The organism is Polaribacter sejongensis, assembly GCF_038024065.1.
GTDB lineage: Bacteria > Bacteroidota > Bacteroidia > Flavobacteriales > Flavobacteriaceae > Polaribacter > Polaribacter sejongensis.
Genome location: NZ_CP150667.1, coordinates 1,857,560 through 1,874,308, shown reverse-complemented (window position 1 = coordinate 1,874,308; position 16,749 = coordinate 1,857,560). Strand labels below are relative to the sequence as shown.

Annotated in this window: 21 protein-coding genes; 14 read left to right on the top strand and 7 right to left on the bottom strand. The window is 31.2% G+C overall.

The window, feature by feature from the left end; translation table 11 throughout:
- Nucleotides 1-83: 83 nt before the first annotated feature.
- The 3 genes from WHD08_RS07755 (at nt 84) to WHD08_RS07745 (ending at nt 3,798) form a co-directional block, all read left to right on the top strand.
- The gene (locus WHD08_RS07755; RefSeq protein WP_208888633.1) at nt 84-905 is read left to right on the top strand and encodes a hypothetical protein; all 822 of its coding nucleotides are present in this window, start codon (nt 84-86) and stop codon (nt 903-905) included.
- Between the two features lie 141 nt (nt 906-1,046).
- Nucleotides 1,047-2,939 carry a phosphoglycerate dehydrogenase gene (serA, locus tag WHD08_RS07750; RefSeq protein ID WP_208888634.1) on the top strand — a complete coding sequence of 631 codons (1,893 nt, stop codon included), beginning with the start codon at nt 1,047-1,049 and terminating at the stop codon, nt 2,937-2,939.
- A 10-nt stretch (nt 2,940-2,949) separates the two neighbouring features.
- The gene (locus tag WHD08_RS07745; protein ID WP_208888635.1) at nt 2,950-3,798 is read left to right on the top strand and encodes a M23 family metallopeptidase; all 849 of its coding nucleotides are present in this window, start codon (nt 2,950-2,952) and stop codon (nt 3,796-3,798) included.
- Nucleotides 3,799-3,836: 38 nt separating this feature from the next.
- On the opposite strand, the gene WHD08_RS07740 is transcribed toward WHD08_RS07745, so the two are convergent.
- From WHD08_RS07740 to WHD08_RS07725, 4 genes are all read right to left on the bottom strand, one after another.
- A complete protein-coding gene (locus WHD08_RS07740; protein WP_208888636.1) occupies nt 3,837-4,571 on the bottom strand; it encodes a flavodoxin family protein in 735 nt (244 codons plus the stop codon).
- Nucleotides 4,572-4,654: 83 nt separating this feature from the next.
- Complete coding sequence (locus WHD08_RS07735) at nt 4,655-5,221, bottom strand: PAS domain-containing protein (RefSeq protein ID WP_208888637.1); 567 nt, start codon at nt 5,219-5,221, stop codon at nt 4,655-4,657.
- A 111-nt stretch (nt 5,222-5,332) separates the two neighbouring features.
- Complete coding sequence (locus WHD08_RS07730; protein WP_208888638.1) at nt 5,333-5,584, bottom strand: hypothetical protein; 252 nt, start codon at nt 5,582-5,584, stop codon at nt 5,333-5,335.
- A gap of 261 nt (nt 5,585-5,845) precedes the next feature.
- On the bottom strand, nt 5,846-7,033 hold the full coding sequence (locus tag WHD08_RS07725; RefSeq protein WP_208888639.1) for a C40 family peptidase: 1,188 nt from the start codon (nt 7,031-7,033) through the stop codon (nt 5,846-5,848).
- A 119-nt stretch (nt 7,034-7,152) separates the two neighbouring features.
- Here WHD08_RS07725 and kynU point away from each other — a divergent pair, with 119 nt between their 5' ends.
- From kynU to WHD08_RS07695, 6 genes are all read left to right on the top strand, one after another.
- On the top strand, nt 7,153-8,412 hold the full coding sequence (gene kynU, locus WHD08_RS07720; protein WP_165732891.1) for a kynureninase: 1,260 nt from the start codon (nt 7,153-7,155) through the stop codon (nt 8,410-8,412).
- 54 nt (nt 8,413-8,466) lie between these two features.
- Nucleotides 8,467-9,876, top strand: coding sequence for an FAD-dependent oxidoreductase (locus WHD08_RS07715; protein ID WP_165732890.1), 1,410 nt, complete (start codon nt 8,467-8,469; stop codon nt 9,874-9,876).
- A gap of 102 nt (nt 9,877-9,978) precedes the next feature.
- On the top strand, nt 9,979-10,107 hold the full coding sequence (locus WHD08_RS07710; protein ID WP_302849282.1) for a hypothetical protein: 129 nt from the start codon (nt 9,979-9,981) through the stop codon (nt 10,105-10,107).
- 83 nt (nt 10,108-10,190) lie between these two features.
- Nucleotides 10,191-10,511 (top strand): GIY-YIG nuclease family protein, encoded by a 321-nt coding sequence (locus tag WHD08_RS07705; RefSeq protein ID WP_208888640.1) that lies wholly within the window; start codon nt 10,191-10,193, stop codon nt 10,509-10,511.
- A 225-nt stretch (nt 10,512-10,736) separates the two neighbouring features.
- Nucleotides 10,737-11,261, top strand: coding sequence for a DUF1697 domain-containing protein (locus WHD08_RS07700; RefSeq protein WP_208888641.1), 525 nt, complete (start codon nt 10,737-10,739; stop codon nt 11,259-11,261).
- A 7-nt stretch (nt 11,262-11,268) separates the two neighbouring features.
- The gene (locus WHD08_RS07695) at nt 11,269-11,496 is read left to right on the top strand and encodes an FAD-dependent monooxygenase (RefSeq protein WP_244183222.1); all 228 of its coding nucleotides are present in this window, start codon (nt 11,269-11,271) and stop codon (nt 11,494-11,496) included.
- Nucleotides 11,497-11,582: 86 nt separating this feature from the next.
- Here WHD08_RS07695 and WHD08_RS07690 read toward each other — a convergent pair whose 3' ends face one another.
- Complete coding sequence (locus tag WHD08_RS07690; protein WP_244183223.1) at nt 11,583-11,735, bottom strand: hypothetical protein; 153 nt, start codon at nt 11,733-11,735, stop codon at nt 11,583-11,585.
- Between WHD08_RS07690 and WHD08_RS07685 the strand changes: the two genes are divergently transcribed.
- From WHD08_RS07685 to WHD08_RS07665, 5 genes are all read left to right on the top strand, one after another.
- On the top strand, nt 11,671-12,405 hold the full coding sequence (locus tag WHD08_RS07685; RefSeq protein ID WP_340833841.1) for an FAD-dependent monooxygenase: 735 nt from the start codon (nt 11,671-11,673) through the stop codon (nt 12,403-12,405). The genes WHD08_RS07690 and WHD08_RS07685 overlap by 65 nt on opposite strands.
- A gap of 3 nt (nt 12,406-12,408) precedes the next feature.
- Complete coding sequence (locus tag WHD08_RS07680; protein ID WP_165732887.1) at nt 12,409-12,627, top strand: DUF6500 family protein; 219 nt, start codon at nt 12,409-12,411, stop codon at nt 12,625-12,627.
- A 74-nt stretch (nt 12,628-12,701) separates the two neighbouring features.
- Nucleotides 12,702-13,478 carry an SDR family oxidoreductase gene (locus WHD08_RS07675; protein ID WP_208888642.1) on the top strand — a complete coding sequence of 259 codons (777 nt, stop codon included), beginning with the start codon at nt 12,702-12,704 and terminating at the stop codon, nt 13,476-13,478.
- 149 nt (nt 13,479-13,627) lie between these two features.
- On the top strand, nt 13,628-14,161 hold the full coding sequence (locus tag WHD08_RS07670) for a 3-hydroxyanthranilate 3,4-dioxygenase (RefSeq protein WP_165732885.1): 534 nt from the start codon (nt 13,628-13,630) through the stop codon (nt 14,159-14,161).
- 62 nt (nt 14,162-14,223) lie between these two features.
- A complete protein-coding gene (locus WHD08_RS07665; RefSeq protein WP_165732884.1) occupies nt 14,224-15,306 on the top strand; it encodes an amidohydrolase family protein in 1,083 nt (360 codons plus the stop codon).
- 69 nt (nt 15,307-15,375) lie between these two features.
- On the opposite strand, the gene WHD08_RS07660 is transcribed toward WHD08_RS07665, so the two are convergent.
- Both WHD08_RS07660 and WHD08_RS07655 read right to left on the bottom strand, forming a co-directional pair.
- Nucleotides 15,376-15,999 (bottom strand): tetratricopeptide repeat protein, encoded by a 624-nt coding sequence (locus tag WHD08_RS07660; protein WP_208888643.1) that lies wholly within the window; start codon nt 15,997-15,999, stop codon nt 15,376-15,378.
- Between the two features lie 24 nt (nt 16,000-16,023).
- Nucleotides 16,024-16,443: a DUF2141 domain-containing protein gene (locus tag WHD08_RS07655; RefSeq protein ID WP_208888644.1), complete on the bottom strand. Its 420-nt coding sequence runs from the start codon at nt 16,441-16,443 to the stop codon at nt 16,024-16,026.
- Nucleotides 16,444-16,749: the final 306 nt, after the last annotated feature.

Below are 16,749 nucleotides of genomic sequence, written 5' to 3'. Positions count from 1 at the left end.
TAATTTAGCCCATTTTTTTGCCAAAAAAGGGGGAATTATCAACCAAAAAAGAATGTTATGAACATAAAACCTATTTTTGCCGAATGAGATTCTTAAAATTGGTTTTAGATTTTTATATAAATGCAAGTATTCATGTTGCATTTTCTGTGTATGCGCTGCTAAAAATCACAGAAATTTATTTAGATCTGCCTTATAATAGCGACTTAAATTATTTTATGTTTTTGGGAACTATTACAGGGTATAATTCTGTAAAATATGCAGGTGTGGCAAAATTACATCATAAGAGTTTAACCAAAAGCTTAAAGAATATACAGGTATTTTCATTCTTCTGTTTTTTAGTATTGTGTTACTTTGCATATCAAATTCCTTTAAAAACATTGTTTTATACCATTCCTTTCTGTTTGTTAACGGTATTATATGCAGTTCCTTTTTTAAGTGGATTTCATAAAAATTTAAGGGAGGTAAGTTATTTAAAAATTATAGTTGTAGCTTTTGTTTGGGCAGGTTTTACAGTATTAATTCCTGCGGTAGATGCAGGTAAAGAAATTACTTTAAATATACTTTTACTAATGTTGCAAAGGTTTTTAATAGTGGTGGTTTTAATATTGCCTTTTGATATAAGAGATGTACAATATGATGCTATTTCTTTACAAACCATCCCAAAGAAAATAGGCGTAGCAAAAACAAAGAAATTAGGATTAACGCTATTGGTTTTTTCTTTAGTTTTAGAGTATTTGATTACAGCCAATACGCTAGTAAAAACTCCTTTTATGCTTTTCTTTTTTCTATTGATAATTTTCTTAATGAGAGCAGAAAAAGAACAATCTAAGTACTTTAGTTCCTTTTGGGTAGAGGCGTTGCCAATTGTTTGGTGGTTATTTCTTTTAGGATTCCATAATTTTTAAGGATGAAAAACTATTATTCTATAAGTATTTTTAAATTATCAGAATAAATAAAATAGATATCATAAAACTGTAAATTAGCTTCTTCATTCCCTACTATATTTGTAGATTTACTCACTTAAATTCAACCAAGATTCTTAAGTAATGATTAGCACAAAAAGAAATTATATTTTCGATTTTGACAGTACCTTAACCAAGGTAGAAGCATTAGATGTTTTAGCAGAAATAACCTTAAAGAACAATCCTAAAAAAGAGACAATTATTCAAGAAATAATTGACATTACCAATTTAGGAATTGACGGCGAAATATCCTTCACAGAATCATTAGAGAGAAGAATTAAATTATTAAAAGCTAACCAAGCCGATTTGTCTGGTTTAGTAGCAGCTTTAAAAAAGCAAGTATCAAAATCCATAGAAAGCAACAAAGAATTTTTTGAAAAATTTGCAGATGACATCTATGTGATTTCTTGTGGATTTAAAGAGTTTATAGATCCTATTGTAGAAGAATACAATATACCTTCAGAAAGAGTGTATGCAAATACTTTTGAGTTTGCAGCAGATGGTGAAATTATTGGTTTTGATGCTAATAACCCATTGTCTCAGCACAACGGAAAAATAAAGTGTTTAAAAGACATGAATCTCGAAGGAGAGATACAAGTTATTGGTGATGGGTACAGCGATTATGTAACTAGAGAAGCTGGTGTAGCAGATAAGTTTTTTGCGTACACAGAAAACGTTTCTAGAATTAAAACAACAGAAAACGCAGACCACATTGCCCCAAATTTAGATGAATTTTTATACGTAAACAAGTTGCCAAGAAATATCTCATACCCAAAGAATAGAATTAAAATATTATTATTAGAAAACGTACATCCAGATGCTTTTAACAAGTTGTCTACAGATGGTTTTTCTGTAGAAACCGTTTCTAAAAGTTTGTCTGAAGACGAATTGATAGAAAAAATAAAAGACGTACATGTTTTAGGTATTCGTTCTAAAACAAACGTAACGCAAAGAGTTGTAGACGCTGCAGAAAAATTAATGGTAGTTAGTGCATTTTGTATTGGTACCAAACAAATAGATTTAGAAGCGTGTAAAGAAAGCGGAATTGTAGTTTTTAATGCACCTTACAGTAATACACGTTCTGTTGTAGAATTAGCAATTGGAGAAATCATTATGTTAATGCGTAGTGTTTTTCAAAGAAGTACAGAAATTCACAATGGTCAATGGAATAAAACTGCCGAAGGTTCTAGAGAAGTTCGTGGTAAAAAACTAGGTATTGTAGGTTATGGTAATATTGGTAAGCAATTATCAGTTTTAGCAGAAGCTTTAGGTATGGATGTTTATTATTATGATGTAGAAGATACCTTAGGTTTAGGAAATGCAACTAAAGTTGATCAATTATCAGACTTATTAGCATTATCTGATGTGGTTACTTTACATATTGATGACAATTCTGCAAACAAAAACTTTATTGGAGAAAAAGAAATTTCTCAAATGAAGGATGGCGCAATTTTAGTAAACTTAGCAAGAGGTTTTGTAGTAGATATTCCTGCATTGGTTGCTGCTTTAAAAAGTGGAAAATTAGCTGGTGCTGCAGTAGATGTATATCCTTCTGAACCTAGAAAAAACGGAGAATTTTACTCTGAATTACAAGGTTTACCAAACGTAATTTTAACTCCGCATGTTGGTGGAAGTACAGAAGAAGCACAAAGAGATATTGCTGATTTTGTACCAAGTAAAATTATGGCGTACATTAATTCTGGAAATACAGTAGATGCTGTAAACTTCCCAAATATTCGTTTACCAAGACAAACAAATGCACACCGTTTTTTACACATTCATAAAAATGTACCAGGTGTAATGGCTAAAATAAACAAAGTTTTAGCAGAATATGACTTGAATATTAATGGTCAGTTTTTATCTACAGATCCAAAAGTTGGCTATGTAATAACAGATTTAGATAAAGAATACAACAAAGAAGTTTTAGACGCCTTAAGAGAAATTGAAGGGACTATTAAATTTAGAGTGTTGTATTAGTAGATAACAAATGAATAAATATCTATTTATTTTCATTTTATTAATTTCTTATAATTCATTCTCTCAACTTAATTTTAAAACTTATTTTAAAAAAGCAGAGAATGGATTTGAGTTTTTAGCAGACAATAATGAGTATTGTCCGGTTTCGGTAGAGGTCGATTTAGAGTTAGTGAACTTGTCTACATCCAACGGAAATTTTAAAACATACGTAATTCCTGCAAGAACTACAGGCTTTGTAATTACTACTCTAAAAGCAATTAAGGCTGGCGCTTATAAGTACAATTCTAAAACAAGGTACAATTACGGAGACTTTGCCACGAAAGAAAAAGATACTATTGCTGTAAAAAAGAAAGACACCGTTGCTGTTGAAGAATACATTTACAACCTTCCTTTTAAAGAAGGGAAAAAGTTTAAAGTATCTCAAGGTTATAATGGTACCATAACACATCAAAAGAAAAACGCACTAGATTTTCTAATGCCAATTGGCACGGATATTTATGCAGCAAGAGAAGGCGTTGTAATTAAGGTGGTAGATCATAACACCAAAACATGTGTTACCAAAGGTTGTTTAGAGTATAATAATTTTATTTTAATCTATCATTCAGACGGTACATTCTCCGATTACGCACATATAAATACCAATTCTGCTAACGTAAAACCAGGCGATAAAGTTGCCAAAGGTCAGTTAATTGCTAAAAGCGGAAACATTGGTTGGTCAACCGGTCCTCATTTACATTTTGAGGTTTTTAAGCAAGAAATTATTAAGAGAGAAACTCTTAAAACCAAGTTTAAAATTAACGACGGAACAGAATCACCTATTTATTTAGAAGAAAAAGTAAAGTATCATAGAAAGTATTAAAATGCTTTTTTTTTGAAGCTATTTAATGTATTCAGTTTTTATCTGTATTCTGGGTTTTCAAATTCCCAACGTTCTCCATCATCCCATTCTTCTCGGGAGTTCCCGTAATTATTGTAGCCGCCGTTTTTCTTTAACATCAGTGCTAAATGAAGTAAATTATAGGTCATAAAAGTTGTATTTCTATTTGTAAAATCACTATCGAAACCAACAGGTTTGTCTAATTTTTCTCCTTTCCACTCTTTATCTCCATAACTTGGTCCAGGGCCAACTTTTCCAATCCATCCAGAATCTGCTTGTGGTGGTATAGAATATCCTACGTGTTGAAGCGAATATAATATTCCCATTGCACAATGTTTTACACCATCTTCATTACCTGTAATTATGCAGCCGCCAACTTTACCATAGAAAACATACTGACCCTTATTATTAGTTAAACCACTTAAAGCATAAAGCCTTTCAATTAGTTTTTGAGCTTCAGAAGATTTTTCTCCAAGCCAAATTGGTGTTCCAACGATAAGAATATCAGCGTCTAGAATTCTCTTTGTTAATTCTGGCCACTCATCAATATCCCATCCATGTTCAGTCATATCAGGATAAACGCCACTCGCTACTTGATGGTCTATTAGTCTAATCTCATCTATTTTAACGTTTTCTTTAGCCATAATGGCTTTTGAAACTTCCATTAATGTTTTGGTATGGCTTTCTTGTGGTGATTTTTTAAGAGTACAATTTATGTAAATCACTTTTAAATTACTGAAATCTGTTTTTTGCATAATTTTAATAGGTTACAACGAACTTTGATTAACCTAAAAATAAGCAATTTTTAATACACCTTATTGATTACAGTAATTTTAACCTATCCTATTTTTTTTTCGAACGCTAGGTAGTGAGTTGTATTCTCATTAAATAATGGAATTATCTTAACTTCACAATTATAAGCTGTTCCGTCTTTTTTGTAGTTTACAATAATTTCTTTAAAAGGCGTTACTTGCTCTATTTTTTCCTGAATTCTATTTTTGGTTTTTACTGAAGTCTCTTCTCCTTGTAAGAATTTAGGTGTTTTGTTTATTGCGAATTTTTTAGAATAACCTGTCATTGATGTAAATCCTTCGTTTACCCAAATTATGTTTTGATTTTTGTCAGTTACGATTAATGCTTCATAGTCATTTTCAGAAAAAGCAAGATCTAGGTCATTTTTCCAATTGAACTTTTTAGCAAAAGAAAGTACTTGTTCGATTTCCATTCTCTTTTTAGCTTCAATTAACCTTATATAATAATCATCCATAAAAATATCCCAACTCACTAAAGGCGTGGTTTTTACTTTTGAAATTTCAACTTTTGGTTTTATTTCATTATATTCTTCTTTATTAAGACCAGATAGGTAGATGTCTAGGCATTTCATGTCAGTAAGATTATTTTTCATAGTGTTATCCCTTAGTTCAATATTGTTGTAACGTGTATTTAGAAGCTTTGTTATGTGGTTTGAGTAAGTGGATGCCACAAGTTAGCTAAAAGTCTAACGTCATATTTAAAATTACTCCTTTTTATATTTCTTATGTTCTATTTTCTTCTTCTCTAAAATCGCATAAAATTTTCGTGGCGAGATTTTTAGGTCTTTTGTTATTTCGCTCACTTTTTTCTTTCCTTTTTTATACAGCGTTAAGTTTTTGTTTACTTCTTTGTCAAAATAGTGTTTTTCTAATTTCTCAACAATTTGTAATTCAGTCAGATTTGAATCATTCGCATATTTTTCAATTTCCGATTTAATGTCTTTTAAATTACTCATATTTTCACTTTTAACGGTTTTTCTCAATGAATTCCAAGGTTGTTGTTATGGTTTGTTGCGTTGTTTAAGAAGTTAAATTAATAAATAAAACACGAACGCAGAAATTCTAGAGGAATTTCCTAAGTGAGCAAAACTAGCAATTAGTTATACAAGGTGTTGTATTTCGTTGTTTTATTTAGACTATTAATTTCATTTTTTATTAATTTTATTTAAAAAGTTCTTTTTTGAACTTATTTGTCAATGAATGCTTACTTATTACACCTAAAGCTTTATCTTCTCTTTCAAATCAACAATCATCTTATCTTCAAACCCCAAGTAACGTTGGCTACCTAAATATCTATTCTTATTAAATTCATCATAATTAGCTTCATCAGCGTTCATAGAACTTAAATGCACATTTCCTGCAGAATGTATAAATTCCATTTTATCATTTCCTAACCAAATTCCTACGTGGGTAACACGTTGTTTGGCATCAGTAGTTGCTTTTTTTCCAAAGAACATTAAATCTCCTTTTTCTAAACCTTCAAATTTTAAATCTTTATCTACCGTTTTACCTGCATTTATTTGTTGAGAAGCATCTCTAGGAATGATAAAGCCATTCATTAAATACACCATTTTAGTAAAACCACTACAATCAATTCCTTTGCTAGAAGTTCCGCCCCATAAATAAGGGAAACCAGTCATAGTTTTGGCAGCAGTTTCTACATTCTCTTTTGTAGCAACCACGCTTTCTAACCAAGAATTGTACATAACAGCTTCCTTCTTTTTAAGATACGCTATTCTGTTATCAGGATATTTTACTTCATAAAAATCATTATCTTCAGAAACATATTGCAATAATGCACCTAAAGTAATATCAGAAACAATTTTAGAGTTTTCAGATTTATCAGCATAAGTATATCCATAAGTTTCGGTGAAAATTACTTTTTTAGCATTGTTCCATGCATCAAATTCACTTTTATTCATTAATTGAATTCCGCCTCTATCTACCCAAGAAATATATTTATCTGGAGTCTGAATTCTATAGAAATCACCTTTTTTATCCAATACTTTTACAGACATTCCAAGTAAACCTTGCGTGCCTAATTCAGCAGAATGTTTTGGGTTAGAGCGTATGTTAATAACCGAATTTCTTGCGACTGCATATTGTTGTAAACCAACTACATCATCAGGTAAAATTCTCACATTATTGGTGAATTTTACATTTCTGTTTTTTAAACTATCTAATAAAATAGAAAAAGCTTCTTTAGAAGTTGTTTCTCCTTCTAAAATAAGTTGGTTGTCTACTTGCTCAAAATTTATATCAAACAATTCTACACGCTTATCAGGAGCATATGTTGTTTTTAGCGTTGTGTAAATGTTTGTTAATTCGTCTGTAGAGTTGTTCTCCTTTTTACAAGATAAAGAAATAAGAAGTACAATTAAAAATAAGTGCTTTAAGGGTTTCATTCGTATTGGTTTTGTGTAAAAATACAAAAAATGAGTATTAATTTAAGAGCTTTATAGTTCAATATTATTGAAACTTATTTAGGATTGTTTTATATTTGGAATAAATCAACTTTTATTAGATGCAGTATCAAAATTCGTTAGCGTTTGCCAAACAGCAAGATAAAGAAGATTCACTTTCTTATTTGCGAAATCAATTTCACATTCCGAAAGACAAAAACGGAAACGATTGGTTGTATTTTACAGGGAATTCTTTAGGATTACAGCCAAAATCAACCAAAAAATACATCAATCAAGAATTAAAAGATTGGGCAAATTTAGGAGTAGAAGGTCATTTTGAAGCAAAAAATCCGTGGTTAAATTATCATGAATTATTAACCAATAAAATGGCGAAAATTGTTGGTGCAAAACCAATAGAAGTTGTGGTGATGAATACACTAACAACCAACTTACATTTGTTGATGGTGTCGTTTTACAGACCTACAAAAACCAAATGTAAAATTGTTATAGAAAGTGATGCTTTTCCTTCGGATAGATATGCAGTACAATCTCAATTAGAATTTCATGGATTTTCTAAAGAGGATGTTATTGAGTGGAAACCAAGAGAAGGCGAGGAATTACTAAATATAGAAGATTTAGAAACGATTGTTGAAGAACAAGGAGATGAAATTGCTTTGTTATTAATTGGAGGCGTAAATTATTATACCGGTCAGTTTTTAGATTTAGAGCGAATCGCTCAGATTGGTCACGCTAAAGATTGTGTTGTAGGTATTGATTTAGCACACGGAGCAGGAAACATTCAATCAAATTTACATAAATCTGGAGTCGATTTTGCAGCTTGGTGTACCTATAAATATTTAAATTCTGGTCCAGGAAGTTTAGCTGGCTTATTTGTACATGAAAAACACGCAAAAAATAAAGACTTACCACGTTTTTCTGGTTGGTGGAATCATAACAAAACTACGCGTTTTAATATGAGAATGCCTTTTGATGTCATGGAAGGAGCAGAAGGTTGGCAGTTATCCAATCCGCCAATATTATCTATGGCAGCAATTTTGGCTTCATTAGATATTTTTGAGGAAGTTGGTATGGATGCTTTGCGTGAGAAATCTGAAAAATTAACTGGTTATTTCGAGTTTTTAATCAATGAAATTGGTTCTGAAGATATTAAAATTATCACGCCAACGAATCCAAAAGAACGCGGTTGCCAATTGTCCATTCAAGTTAAAAATGCTGACAAAAGTTTGCATACAAAACTAACAGAAAAACATATTATTACAGATTGGCGAGAACCAGATGTTATCCGTTGTGCACCAACACCAATGTATAATACTTTTGAAGATGTGTACAATATGGTTTCAATATTAAAAGAGTTATTGTAGATAGAAGAAACCTCACAGGTTTTTAAAACCTGTGAGGTTTAATTTTAGAAAAAAATGAATAAAACAGATAAAATATTAATAATCGGCGCAGGTTTATGCGGTTCTCTTTTAGCTTTGCGTTTAGCACAAAGAGGTTATAAAATTGAATTGTACGAAAGCAGGCCAGATTTAAGAACTACAGATATTTCTGCAGGTAGATCTATCAATTTAGCTTTATCTGACCGCGGATTTAAAGCGTTGCGTTTATGCGGAGTAGAAGAACAAGCAAGAGAGATTTGCATACCAATGTACGGACGATTAATGCACGACAGAGCCGGAAATACTTTTGCTTCTAATTATTCTGGTAGAGAAGATGAGTATATCAATTCCATTTCTCGTGGCGATTTAAATGCATTGTTATTAAACGAAGCAGAAAAGCACGAAAATGTAAATATTCATTTTAATAAAAAATGTAAAAATGTTGATATAGAAAATAATACCGCACATTTTAAAGATTACAAAACCGGGCAAGAATTATCTGTAAAAGCAGATGTGATTTTTGGAACAGATGGTGCAGGTTCTTCATTAAGAAAAAGCTATTATTTAGAACGTAAATTTCTGTTTAGTTATTCTCAGAATTATCTAAATCACGGATATAAAGAATTAGAAATTCCTGCGGATAAAAACGGGAAACATCAAATTAGTAATCAGCATTTACACATTTGGCCTCGTGGCGATTTTATGTTAATTGCCTTACCAAATTTAGACGGAAGTTTTACAGTTACACTTTTCTTAAGTTATAATGAGGGCGAATTTAATTTTGAAAACTTAGCATCAGAAGAAAAAATAACACAGTTTTTTGAGCAAGAGTTTCCCGATGCTTTGGCAATCATTCCGAATATAAAAGACGAATTTATAAACAACCCAACAGGTGCTTTAGGAACCGTAAAATGTTCGCCTTGGTCTTATCAAAATAAAACCATTTTATTGGGCGATTCTGCGCATGCAATTGTACCATTTTACGGACAAGGTATGAATGCTTCGTTTGAAGATGTTACGGTATTCGATGAAATTTTGAATAAAGGTTTAGATTCTTGGGAAAGTGTTTTTAAGACTTATGAAAAAGCAAGAAAACAAGACACAGATGCTATTGCAGATTTAGCGATTGACAACTTTCATGAAATGAGAGATCATGTGGCAAATCCTATTTTTAAAGAGAAAAGAAAAATTGAAATGGATTTAGAAAAGACATTTCCAACGGAGTATTTCTCCAAATATTCCTTAGTTACCTTTAATGCAAATATTGGGTACAACGAAGCCATGAAAAAAGGTAGAGCGCAAGACAAAGCCTTATTAAATTTAATCGCAGGAGATGAAGTCCATACGCATTTAAACATGACAAAAGACGAGTTAAAAGTTATTTTAGAGAAAGTGAAAACAGAAACAAATAACATTTTAGAAGAAGATAAAATCGCAGGGATGTAGTTTTTTTTGAAGCTATTTCCTGCTTTTCACTATATCTTTTTTCTTCTGTTCTCGATACAAATTTGCAAAAAAGCAAATTCACTCGAACTGACATAAAAAAGGATGTCGTTTCAATCAGGGCTAAGAATTTCTGTAAACGTTATTCTTTCAAGTAAAATAAAAGCAAGTTTAGAAAACCAATTAAAAATGTCTCCTCGAGCATTACTAAAATTAGAAGTAATTTCAGATTAAAAGCAGATAACGTATTTTTTGAGAGGGTAAAAAAAATAATAATTAACTAAAAATGTCTCCTCGAGCGCAGTCGAGAGGTAATTATGAAAACGTATTTTGTTTACATATTAAAATGCTCAGATAATTTACTTTACACTGGAATTACAAATAATATTGAAAGAAGGTTTGAAGAGCATCAAAAAGGTTTAAATAAAAGTTGTTTTACTTTTAAAAGAAGGCCTTTAGAATTGATTTTTAATCAAGTTTTTAATGATGTTGAACAGGCTATTTATTTTGAAAAGAAAATAAAAAAATGGAGTTCAAAGAAAAAGCTAGCATTAGCAAATGAAGATTTTGATATGTTAGAGATTCTTTCTGAATGTAGAAATGCGACACATCATAAATATAAACCAGGTAATAAATAGTTCTCGACTGCGCTCGAACTGACAAAAAAAATAGAGAACGTCTCCTCGAGCATTCCTGAAATCAAAATAATTTTTGATTAAAAGTAGCGAACGTAGTTCTCGAGAGGATAAAAAAAATAATAATTAACTAAAAATGTCTCCTCGAGCGCAGTCGAGAGGTATTTATGAAAACGAATATTGTTTACATATTAAAATATTCAGAGAACGATCTGATAAAAACAAATAATGAAAAAATATATAGTCTTACTTCGTGGAATAAATGTATCAGGAAAAAATATACTGCCATCGGCAGAACTACGTGATTTATTAACCGATTTAGGTTTTAAAAACGTACAAACATACATTCAGAGTGGAAACATTATTTTAGAATCAGACGAAAGGAAATCTGTAATTTGTAAGAAAATTAATGAAGGAATTCAAACTAAATTTGGTTACGATGTTCCTGTAATTGCAAGAACAATTCCTCAATTTAAAAAAGCAATTGCCAATTACCCTTTTCCAACAGACAACAACAAAATAGTAGCCTTTGTTTACTTAAACAAAAAAGTATATGAAACAAAAATAGACGTTAAAGGTATTGATAACGATCAATATTTAATCGATAATGATATGGTATTTATTCATTGCGAAACTGGCTTTGCTAAAACGAAACTTTCTAATAAATTATTTGAAAGAAAGTTGAATGTGAGCGCAACAACTAGAAATTATAACACAACATTAAAGTTGTTGGAGTTGGCAGAAAGCAATTAAAGTTGGTATGAAATATACAATTATTGGCGCAGGAATTGGTGGGTTGACGACAGCATTGGCTTTTGAAAAAAAAGGAATCGAATATCAAATTTTTGAAAAAGCACCTGTTTTAAATGAAGTCGGTGCCGGAATTTGGTTAGCGCCAAACGCATTGCAAGTTTTAGAGAGTTTAGGTGTTTTAGAAGATGTAATTGCCAACGGAAATTTTATTGATAGAATAACCATTGGAAAATAAGATTTATCACCAATTTCAGATAGTAATCAAGATTTTATAAAGGATGTTTTTGGCTACACAACCGTTGCAATTCATAGAGCAGCGCTTCAAAAATTACTGTTTGATAAAATTCCGAAGGAGAAAATATTTTTAAATAAAGGATTTGAATCTTTTAAAGAAGTAGCAGCTAATAAAATTGAAATTACTTTTAATGATGCTTCTAAAACAACAACCAATTTTTTAATTGCTGCAGATGGCATCAACTCTAAAGTAAGACAACAATTATTTCCAGAAAGCAGGAAAAGGTATTCTGGTCAGACGTGTTGGAGAGGAATTACAAATATGGTTTTAGAAGACGATTTATTACATCAAGGGTTTGAGCTTTGGGGAAATACAATTAGATTCGGAATTTCTAAAGTTTCAAAAGATAAAACCTATTGGTTTGCAGTTGTTTTAGCAAAAGAGAATGAGCAAGTAGAGGTTCGTTTGGTAAAAGAGAAGTTGCTAAAAATGTTTTCTGAATTTGATCCTTTAATAACTGATTTAATTGCTGCAACAGATATTCATCAAATTATAAAAAGTGACATTCATGATTTAAAGCCGCTTAAAAAGTGGCATATAAATAATATTTGTTTAATTGGAGATGCAGGGCATGCCACTACTCCGAATATGGGACAAGGTGGTGCACAAGCAATTGAAGATGCGTATTATTTAAGCAATTTAATTGCTGAAAATAAAGATAAAAATATATTCGAATTGTTTCAACAAAAAAGGCAAAAGAAAGTCAGTTTAGTTGTAAATCAATCTTGGATGACCGGTAAAATGGCACATTGGAAATACGGTCAGGGTTTTCGGAATTTTATCTTAAAAAGTGTACCGAAAGCAATTATAAATAAGAAAATGATAGCGTTATATCAGCTACAAAAATAAGTTATGAATACAGAAATAAAAGAAAAAATAATAGCAGTTTGTGATGAAAAAATAGCTAAAAAAGGAACCAATGTTGGCTTGTCTTTTTATGCGTTTTTTAAGAATAAAAATGACAATCCGGTTTTGTTAATGGAAGTCGCTAAATGGTGGATTGAAACTTACAAATTGAACCATTTTGAAAAAGCAGTGAAGATTAAACAAATGGTTTTAGATAATAAATAGGAGACAAGAGACAAATTGCAGAGATTAAAAATGATATAATTCTCGATCTGCTCGACCAGACATAAACATAAGATATGAATTTAGGATTACAAAACAAAAATGCTTTAGTTTGCGGAAGCACACAAGGAATAGGAAAAGCAACTGCAATTTTATTAGCGGAAGAAGGCGTAAATGTTACTTTAATTGCTAGAAATGAAGAAAAATTAAAAGAGGTTTTAGCGGAGTTGCCAAATAAGAATCAAAAGCATAATTATTTGGTTGCAGATTTTTCGAATCCAGAAGAGCTACAAAAAGTTATAGAAAATACTGAATTAAAATTTCATATTCTAGTTAATAATACAGGAGGTCCAAAAAGTGGCGACTTAATTTCTGCAACTTCATCAGATTTAATAAATGCGTTTCAAATGCATGTTATTTGTAATCAAATTTTGGTACAAGCTTTTGTTCCGTTTATGAAAAAAGAAAAATTTGGTAGAATTATTAATGTAATTTCTACATCTGTAAAAGAGCCAATTCCTGGTTTAGGAGTTTCTAATACCATTAGAAATGCGGTTGGTAATTGGGCAAAAACGTTGTCTACAGAATTGGCAGCGTTCCAAATTACAGTAAATAATGTATTGCCTGGTTTTACAGATACTGCTCGTTTAGATCAAATTATTAAGATCAAAGCAAAAATTGAGCATACTACAGAAGCTAAAATGGAGCAAATTATGAAAAATTATGTGCCAGCAAAACGCTTTGCAAAACCCGAAGAAACTGCTGCGGCTGTTGTTTTTTTAACAAGTGAACAAGCAAGTTATATTAATGGAATTAACCTTCCTGTTGATGGAGGTAGAACCAAGAGTTTATAAAAGCCCTCCTCAATCCTCCCAAAGGGATGAAGTTTAGTGTAGGAAAAGAATTATATTAGTAGAGTAAAATATATTATTAATAGAAGATTTCAAATTTCACCCAGTTTGGAGTTCCTTCCCTTTGGGAAGGTTAGGATGGGCTTTTTCATATGAGCAATTTAGTACAGCCTTTAAATTTTAAAAAGTGGATTGATGAACATCGTCATTTATTAAAACCACCCGTTGGTAATAAGCAGGTCTGGGATAATGGTGAGTATATTGTAATGGTTGTTGGTGGGCCAAATAACAGAAAAGATTATCATTATAATGAAACTCCTGAGTTTTTCTATCAGGTTGAAGGAGACATGATTTTAAAAATCATTGATGATAAAGGCAAGCAAATTGACGTAGAAATTAATGAAGGTGATATTTATTTGTTGCCAGGTAAAGTGCCACACTCGCCGCAAAGAAAAGAAAATACAGTTGGTTTGGTTATAGAATATCCGCGTTCGGAAGGGATGTTAGATGCTCTAGAATGGTATTGTGAAAACTGTGGAAACCAGTTGTATAGAGAAGAATTTGCATTGGGGAATATTGAAACAGATATGCCTGTTATTTTTGATAGGTATTATTCTGATAAACAAAAATGTACTTGTGATAATTGTGGTACAGTGATGGAAGCTCCGAAAAAAGTTGGCAGTTAATCAGTGGCAGTAAACAGAAAAACAGTTTTTAAATATTTTAATTTTCAATTTTTCAATAAAATATGAAACGCAAACTTCGCATTAACGGACACTCACATTTATTACCTTATCCAGAAGAAATTCCTCAGTTTATGAAGGAAAAAGAAATTTTTTGGGTAGATGATGAACGCAAACACATGTTGCAAAAAGGTTGGAAACGTCCTGTAACAGATTCTAGTTTTTTCTTAGATGAGAAACTATTATGGATGGAGAAAAACAAGTTAGATCATGCTGTTGTTTTAAATCTTTCTCAATTATACGGAAATGGATTGCGCTTAGAAGAAATGAAAAAAGCATTGCGTTTTCAGAATGATTTTAATGCAAAAGTACAAAGAGAACATCCTTCTAAATTTACGTGCGGCTTTGTAATTCACCCAGGCTTTATTTACGGAGCTTTAGATGAAATGAAGCGTTGTGTAGAAGAATTAGGCTTAAAAGTATTATGCTTGCCAACACATTTTATGGATTCTATTGGGCAATGGCGTTGTGTGTTCGACGAAGAAAATGATCGCATTTTTGAATTGGCAGATAAATACAAATTGGCTATAGAAATTCACCCGTATGACGGTGATAAAATGATAAAATTAGAAAACATCAATTGGCGTTTTCACTTAATTTGGATGTTGGCACAATGTGGAGATGCCTATCATTTTTATACGTTAAATGGAATGCAAGAACGTTTTAAAAACATAAGAACGTGTTTTGCTCATGGTGGTCAATTAGCGCAAATGAATTTAGGAAGAAGGATTCAGGGTTTTGATGGAAGACCCGATTTGTTTGAAGGTAAAACGCATCCTAGAAAGGCTGTAGGACACAAAAACATCTTTTTTGACACGTTGGTGCATGATACAGATTCTTTGAAATTAATGTTTAAAAGACAAGGTACAAGTCAGGTTTTAATGGGCTTAGACGATCCGTATCCGTTAGGTGAAATGGAAAGTGATGCACAGTCTTCTTATCCTGGTAAAATTTTAGATTTAGCAGTTAATGAGAATATTATTACAGAAACAGAAAAAGGACAAATCTGGGAAGATAATGTGTTGCAATGGTTGTTTGGTAATGATGAGGTTGCGAAGCAAGAGTTGATAAAAAAGATACTCTCTTAATAAGTTGGCAGTTAACAGTTGCAGTATTCAGTCCATGATTAACTGAAAACTGAGACTGAAAACTGAATACTATTTTTCACATTGTTTTAAAACATTTTCAGCTCTTTCGAGCATAAATTTCGGATAAAACTCAATTTCAATTTTTTCTTTTTTGCCAAGTTCAATGGCACGTTTAATTTCTGCACAATATGGTTTTGTAGATTTTCCAAAAAAACGAGCAGACCCCATATTCCATTCTGCATTTCCTAAAATAACTCTTGGGTTGTTGGGTGCAATTTGTAATGCTTTTGCATATAATTGACTCGTTTCTCCAGATAGCATCATTCCGTATTTTTGTCCGTCGAAAGCAATATAACCTAGGTTTAATAGTGCTTGGGTAATTATAATTTCTGGATTATTTTCTGAATTTGATTTGGCTACATCTAAAAATTCTTGAGCCTTTGTTAATTTCGCTTTTAAAATAGTTTCATCTTTTAAACCAAAGCTACTTAAAATCTCTACTGTTGCGGCATAATACGCGGGCATCCATTTTTTTGGTTCAGCCTTAGAGACTCTTTCAAATAATTGAGAAGCTTCCGTCATGTTTCCTTTTTCCCATAATCCGAATGCTTTTTGCATTCCTTTTTGATATTTTGTTTGCGCAGAAATCCCTGTCGCAATGAAAATTGCGATGATTAAAATAGATTTTTTCATCTTAAAAAGTTTTAGGTAGTTGGGTTATATTTTAATTTCAATTGTTTTGTTCTCTGTTAATTGAAATTTAGCATCATCGTATTTTGGAGGTCCCATAAAGCCTCTTGCGTTGTTTGAACAACCATAGTCTTCTTTAGGTATTTTAAACATGTTCGTGTCCATTTTTTTGTTATCATTTTCATCATGAACAAAGGAAACGGCATATTCTCCTTTTGGTAAATCTTTAAATATTACGACAGATTTTTTGTCTTTAATATTTACAGTATCTGCTTTAAATTGTTTTTTTAAGAAATGGTCTTTCTTGTTGTAAAGACCAACTAATAACATTCCTTTATCAGAATTTAAACCAGCAATGTTAATGGTTAAATCTGCGGTTTCTTCTTGGGCATTGGTAGATAAGATTCCACTAAAAACGATGGCTAGTATTAAAAGTAATTTTTTCATAATTCTTTTTCTTTTTTATTGATACTTCAAATATCTGATGTTTCTACGTAAAATACACAAGAATAATACCGAATTGTTGTTTTTTATTTCTGAGTTGTAAAAAATACTTGTTTTTTATAAATAACAAAAAAAAAGGTTGTCTAAAAAAGTAATAAATATTGTCATGATGAACTTGTTTCAGTATCTTAATTTACTGAATATCAAATTTCAAAAGAATCTGAAATAAATTCAGATTGACAAAAATTCACTTTTTAGACAACCTCTTTTAGATGATGTGTTTAAAGTTAATGACTCATTGCAAAAGAA

Coding starts and splice junctions, on each gene's coding strand:
- WHD08_RS07655 (WP_208888644.1), bottom strand. CDS start 16,443: ATGAAAAAATTACTTTTAATACTAGCCATCGTTTTTAGTGGAATCTTA.
- WHD08_RS07675 (WP_208888642.1), top strand. CDS start 12,702: ATGAATTTAGGATTACAAAACAAAAATGCTTTAGTTTGCGGAAGCACA.
- kynU (WP_165732891.1), top strand. CDS start 7,153: ATGCAGTATCAAAATTCGTTAGCGTTTGCCAAACAGCAAGATAAAGAA.
- WHD08_RS07670 (WP_165732885.1), top strand. CDS start 13,628: ATGAGCAATTTAGTACAGCCTTTAAATTTTAAAAAGTGGATTGATGAA.
- WHD08_RS07700 (WP_208888641.1), top strand. CDS start 10,737: ATGAAAAAATATATAGTCTTACTTCGTGGAATAAATGTATCAGGAAAA.
- WHD08_RS07745 (WP_208888635.1), top strand. CDS start 2,950: ATGAATAAATATCTATTTATTTTCATTTTATTAATTTCTTATAATTCA.
- WHD08_RS07755 (WP_208888633.1), top strand. CDS start 84: ATGAGATTCTTAAAATTGGTTTTAGATTTTTATATAAATGCAAGTATT.
- WHD08_RS07690 (WP_244183223.1), bottom strand. CDS start 11,735: ATGCCATCTGCAGCAATTAAAAAATTGGTTGTTGTTTTAGAAGCATCA.
- WHD08_RS07715 (WP_165732890.1), top strand. CDS start 8,467: ATGAATAAAACAGATAAAATATTAATAATCGGCGCAGGTTTATGCGGT.
- WHD08_RS07660 (WP_208888643.1), bottom strand. CDS start 15,999: ATGAAAAAATCTATTTTAATCATCGCAATTTTCATTGCGACAGGGATT.
- WHD08_RS07735 (WP_208888637.1), bottom strand. CDS start 5,221: ATGAAAAATAATCTTACTGACATGAAATGCCTAGACATCTACCTATCT.
- WHD08_RS07705 (WP_208888640.1), top strand. CDS start 10,191: ATGAAAACGTATTTTGTTTACATATTAAAATGCTCAGATAATTTACTT.
- WHD08_RS07710 (WP_302849282.1), top strand. CDS start 9,979: ATGTCGTTTCAATCAGGGCTAAGAATTTCTGTAAACGTTATTCTTTCA.
- WHD08_RS07695 (WP_244183222.1), top strand. CDS start 11,269: ATGAAATATACAATTATTGGCGCAGGAATTGGTGGGTTGACGACAGCA.
- WHD08_RS07680 (WP_165732887.1), top strand. CDS start 12,409: ATGAATACAGAAATAAAAGAAAAAATAATAGCAGTTTGTGATGAAAAA.
- serA (WP_208888634.1), top strand. CDS start 1,047: ATGATTAGCACAAAAAGAAATTATATTTTCGATTTTGACAGTACCTTA.
- WHD08_RS07730 (WP_208888638.1), bottom strand. CDS start 5,584: ATGAGTAATTTAAAAGACATTAAATCGGAAATTGAAAAATATGCGAAT.
- WHD08_RS07665 (WP_165732884.1), top strand. CDS start 14,224: ATGAAACGCAAACTTCGCATTAACGGACACTCACATTTATTACCTTAT.
- WHD08_RS07725 (WP_208888639.1), bottom strand. CDS start 7,033: ATGAAACCCTTAAAGCACTTATTTTTAATTGTACTTCTTATTTCTTTA.
- WHD08_RS07740 (WP_208888636.1), bottom strand. CDS start 4,571: ATGCAAAAAACAGATTTCAGTAATTTAAAAGTGATTTACATAAATTGT.